5 protein-coding genes are annotated in these 4,200 nt (G+C 72.9%); all 5 read right to left on the reverse strand.

Annotated elements, in window-relative coordinates:
* Positions 1-145 precede the first annotated feature (145 nt).
* Genes fliG through FA014_RS18595 form a run of 5 tightly spaced genes read right to left on the reverse strand, consistent with a single transcriptional unit; the run spans position 146 to position 3,843 of the window.
* Positions 146-1,153 (reverse strand): flagellar motor switch protein FliG, encoded by a 1,008-nt coding sequence (fliG, locus tag FA014_RS18575; RefSeq protein ID WP_154731097.1) that lies wholly within the window; start codon positions 1,151-1,153, stop codon positions 146-148.
* Entirely contained in the window at positions 1,153-2,751 is a 1,599-nt protein-coding gene (gene fliF, locus FA014_RS18580; RefSeq protein ID WP_154731098.1) for a flagellar basal-body MS-ring/collar protein FliF, read from the reverse strand. Before fliF ends, fliG begins: the two co-directional genes overlap by 1 nt.
* Complete coding sequence (locus tag FA014_RS18585; RefSeq protein WP_154731099.1) at positions 2,751-3,101, reverse strand: flagellar hook-basal body complex protein FliE; 351 nt, start codon at positions 3,099-3,101, stop codon at positions 2,751-2,753. The genes fliF and FA014_RS18585 overlap by 1 nt, the downstream gene beginning before the upstream one ends.
* The gene (locus FA014_RS18590) at positions 3,098-3,502 is read right to left on the reverse strand and encodes a flagellar basal body rod protein FlgC (protein WP_154731100.1); all 405 of its coding nucleotides are present in this window, start codon (positions 3,500-3,502) and stop codon (positions 3,098-3,100) included. Before FA014_RS18590 ends, FA014_RS18585 begins: the two co-directional genes overlap by 4 nt.
* Positions 3,502-3,843 (reverse strand): flagellar basal body rod protein FlgB, encoded by a 342-nt coding sequence (locus FA014_RS18595; protein ID WP_154731101.1) that lies wholly within the window; start codon positions 3,841-3,843, stop codon positions 3,502-3,504. The genes FA014_RS18590 and FA014_RS18595 overlap by 1 nt, the downstream gene beginning before the upstream one ends.
* Positions 3,844-4,200: the final 357 nt, after the last annotated feature.

A 4,200-nucleotide genomic window follows, 5' to 3' on the forward strand; every position in this document is an offset into this window, starting at 1 on the left:
CTCGGCCTCGGCGGCGCGGGCGGCCTCGCGGGCGCCCGCGGCGTAGCCGGCCGCGTACCCGGCGGCGTACCCCTCGGCGCGCGACGGCTCCGCGGTCGCGAGCCCGGCGGCGGACCCGCCGAACGCCCGGGTGAAGGTGCGGGGCTCAGGAGACATACTCGTCCTCGCCCTCGCGCCGGATCACGATCTGGCCGGACTCCTCCAGGCGGCGGATCGCCTGGACGATGCCGGCGCGGGCCTCCTCGACCTGCGAGAGGCGGACCGGGCCGAGCAGCTCGATCTCCTCCTCGAGGTTCTCGCGGGCGCGCTCGGACAGGTTGCGCAGGATCTTGTCCCGCACCTCGGGCGTCGCGCCCTTGAGGGCCACCGACAGCTCGTTGGTCTCCACCTGGCGCAGCACCAGCTGCATCGCGCGGTCCTCGAGCAGCACGATGTCGCCGAAGACGAACATCCGGCTGCGCACCTCGTCGGCCAGCGCCTCGTCGCGGCTCTGCAGCCCCTCGAGGATGAGCTTCTCGGTGGTCGGGTCGGCCCGGTTGATGATCTCGACCAGCGGCTGCACGCCGCCGACGGCGGACAGCTCGTTCGGGGTCAGCACGGTGGACGCCTTGCGCTGCATCGACTCCGCGATGACCGCGACGACGTCCGGGGACGCCCGCTCCATCAGCGCGATGCGGTGCGCGACCTCGGACTGCTGGTCGGACGGCAGCCCGGCCAGGATCGCGGACGCGTGCTCGGGACGCAGGTGCGCGAGCACCAGGGCCACGGCCTGCGGGTGCTCGCCGTTCAGCAGGGACAGCACCTGGCGCGCGTCGGCGTGCTGCAGGAACTCGAACGGCTGCCCGGCCATGGAGGTCTGCAGGCGCTCGATCATGCCCGCGGCCTCGTCGCGGCCGAGGGCGCCCTCGAGCAGCTGGGTGGCGAAGCCGAGGCCGCCGTTGACGCTCGGGCCGATGGCCGAGGCGGCGTAGAACTCCTCGACGACCTCGTCCGCGACCGTCGCGTCGACGCGCTCGAGCCGCATGATCTCGGCGGTGAGCTCCTCGATCTCCGCGGTCTCCAGCTTGGCCATGACCTTGGCGGCGCGCTCCCGGCCGAGCTGCAGCAGCAGCATGGCGGCCTTCTGGGTGCCGGTCAGCGTGGCGGTGGACATCAGCGCCGCCCGGCGGGGGTCAGCCAGCCGCGCAGGAGGTCCGCGACCTCCTCGGGCTGCTCGTCGGCGAGCGCGGCGATCTCGGCGCGCTTGACCGCGAGGGACTCGGCGACCGGGTCGATCTCGGCGGGCCCGGGCAGGGCCGGCGGGATCTCCGGCAGCTCCTCGAGCTCGGCGGCCGGGTCGGGGCCGTCCATCAGGGGGAGCTCGCCGATGTCCAGCGCCTCGCGCTTGCTCCGCCGCGAGCGGCGGGCGAGCACGATGGCGACCACGATCACGAGCAGCAGCAGGGCACCCGCGATCACCGCCTGCCGGAGCAGGTCGGCGCGGCGGTCGGCCTCGGCCTGGGCGTCGGCGGCGGCGAGCGCCTGGGACGCCGCGTCGGCGCCCGTGGTGTCGAAGGCCATCGCCTGCACGGCGATGGTGTCGCCGCGCGCCGTGTCGATGCCCGCGGCCGCCGTCAGGGTCGCGGTGAGCTGGTTGAGGTCGAGGCCGGCGGCGGCCGTCTGGTCGACGACGACGGCCAGCGACTGCTTCTGGACCGTGCCGGGGGCGACCGTGGTCACCTCGGTGACCTTGTTGACCGCGTTGCTGACGTCCTCGGTGGTGTTCGTGTACGAGCCGGTGCCGTCGCCCCCGCCGTTGGGGACCGCGATGTTGTCGGGGCCGAGCACGCCGGTGGCGGTGCCGGAGCCCGCACCGGTGTACTCCTCGGTGGTCGTCGAGGACACGAGCGGCGGGGTGCCGTCGGTCGCCGAGAACTCCTCGGAGGTGCGCTGCGTCTGGTCCTGGTTGAGTGCGGCGGTGACGGTGACGGCGGACCGGCCCGGGCCGACCACCTGGTCCAGCAGCGCCTGCACGGCGCTGGTGACCCGCTGCTCGTAGGCGGAGGTCGCCTCGTCCCCGGTACCGCCCGTCAGCCCGGTGCCGACCTCGGACAGCACCTTGCCGGTGGAGTCCACGACGGCGACGTCGGTGGCCTTCATGCCCTCGATCCCCGCGGACACCAGGTGCACGATGGCCTCGACCTGGTCGGTGCTCAGCTCGGTGCCGGTCTTCGTGCGCACGAACACCGACGCCGTCGGGTCCTCCTGCTGCGAGACGAACACCGAGTCCTCGGGCAGCGCGAGCTTCACCGTGGCGGCCTCGACGCCGGACATGGCGCCGACCGTCTTGGCGAGCTCGCCCTCCAGGGCGCGGGTGTACGTGGTCTGCTGCTGGAACTCGCTGGAGGTCATCGACATCCCGTCGAGCAGCGAGTAGCCGTCGCCGTCCGCGTTCGCGGGCAGGCCGGCCGCGGCCAGCTTGAGCCGCATGTCGTACAGCTTCGCCTGCGGCACCAGCACCGTGCTGCCGCCGTCGGTGAGCTCGTAGGAGACGCCCTCGGCCGCCAGCTGGTCGACCACGGCCGAGGCGTCCGTCGCGGACAGGCCGGAGAACAGCGGGGCGAGCGTGGGCTTCGAGGCCCAGGAGTAGATCGCGAACCCGCCGAGCAGGATCGCGGCGACCGCGATGATCGCGAAGGTCTTCTGCGGGAGCGAGAACTGCTTCACCGCGCCGCTCATGCGGCCGAACAGGGACTTCACCTGGGCGGGCATCAGGCCTGCATCCTCATGATCTCGGTGAACGCGTCGACGGCCTTGTTGCGCACGGCGGCGGTGAGCTCGAGGGCGAGCTTCGCCTCGGACGACGCGACGGTGTAGTCGTGCACGTCGTCGAGGTCGCCGCTGACGGCCTGGACCGCGAGCGCCTGGCTGGTGGACTGGAGCTGCTGGACGTGGTCGACGGCGCCGAGCGCCGCGGCGAACCCGCCGTCGGCGCCGGCCGTGCCGGTGGCGCCCGGGGCTCCGGCGGAGCCGAGGCCCCCGACACCCGCGACGTCCGACAGCTCGGACAGGTAGGAGGTGCCGGTCACGCCGGACACCCCGCTGACGGGCTGGATGCTCACGAGGTCCTCCCGATCTGCAGCGCCGCCTCGTAGGACGACTTCGCGCGGTCCACGACCGCCGCGTTCGCCTGGTAGCCGCGCTGCGCCATGATCAGCTGGGTCATCTGGGAGGCCATGTCGACCTCCGGGTACCGGACGTAGCCGTCGGCGTCCGCGAGCGGGTTGGTGGGCTCGTAGACCACGCGGCCCTCGGCCGGGCCGAGCGCGATGCCCGACACCTGCGCGCCGCCGCCGTCCGCGGTCGGGATCTCCGAGGCGACCACGTACTTGGCCTGGTAGGCGGCCTCGGTGGTCGAGGTCGCGTTGTTCATGTTCGCGAGGTTGTCGCTGACCGCGTCGATCCACTTGCGGTAGACGGTCATGCCGGTGCTGGCGATGCCGATCGCCCCGAAGGTCGTCATCAGTTGGTCCTCATGGCCGTGCGGACGCTGGAGAAGGTGCCGTCGACCGCCTGGGTCGCCAGCTGGTAGCGCAGGTTCGTGTCGACGTTGAGCAGCGTCTCCTCGTCGAGGTTGACGTTGTTGCCGTCGGTGCGCGTGGGCTCGAGGGAGCGCGCGGTCGTGGCGGACGCGGCGCCGGTGCCGTCGGCGACGGCGCGGGCCAGGGCGTCCTCGAACTGGACCTTCTTGGCGTGGTAGCCCGGGGTCTGGATGTTCGCGACGTTCTCGGCGATGGCGCGCTGGCGCGCGGCCAGGCCGTCGAGCGCGCTGTTGATCGCGACGTAGCTGACGGAGTCGAACATGCCCATGCAGGGTCACCCTCACCCGAGGTTGGTCCTGGTCGGCCTAGTCCGTGGCCTGCTGCGCGAGCGATCCGTGCTCACGCGTCCCATCGGCTGGCGGGGGCGCCTGCTGAGGCGTGCGCCCGAGAAATGTCGCGGATCACTCGCGCGGCGGACGCGATTCGAACGGGTTGTCCGAATTTGCCGGAGAATGTCCGGGAGCCATTCTGGGTGCTGGCACCCAGACGGGCTCAGCCCTCGACGTCGAGGTAGGCCGGGGCGGGGGCCGGGCGGGTGCGCAGGCCCTCGGCGGCGCGCAGGCGGCGGCGGTGCTCGGCGAGCTGGTCGCCGGTGCGGCGCGCGAGGTCGCGCTGGCGC

The sequence above is a fragment of the Cellulomonas hominis genome, assembly GCF_005239125.1.
In the GTDB taxonomy this organism is placed as follows: domain Bacteria; phylum Actinomycetota; class Actinomycetes; order Actinomycetales; family Cellulomonadaceae; genus Cellulomonas; species Cellulomonas hominis_A.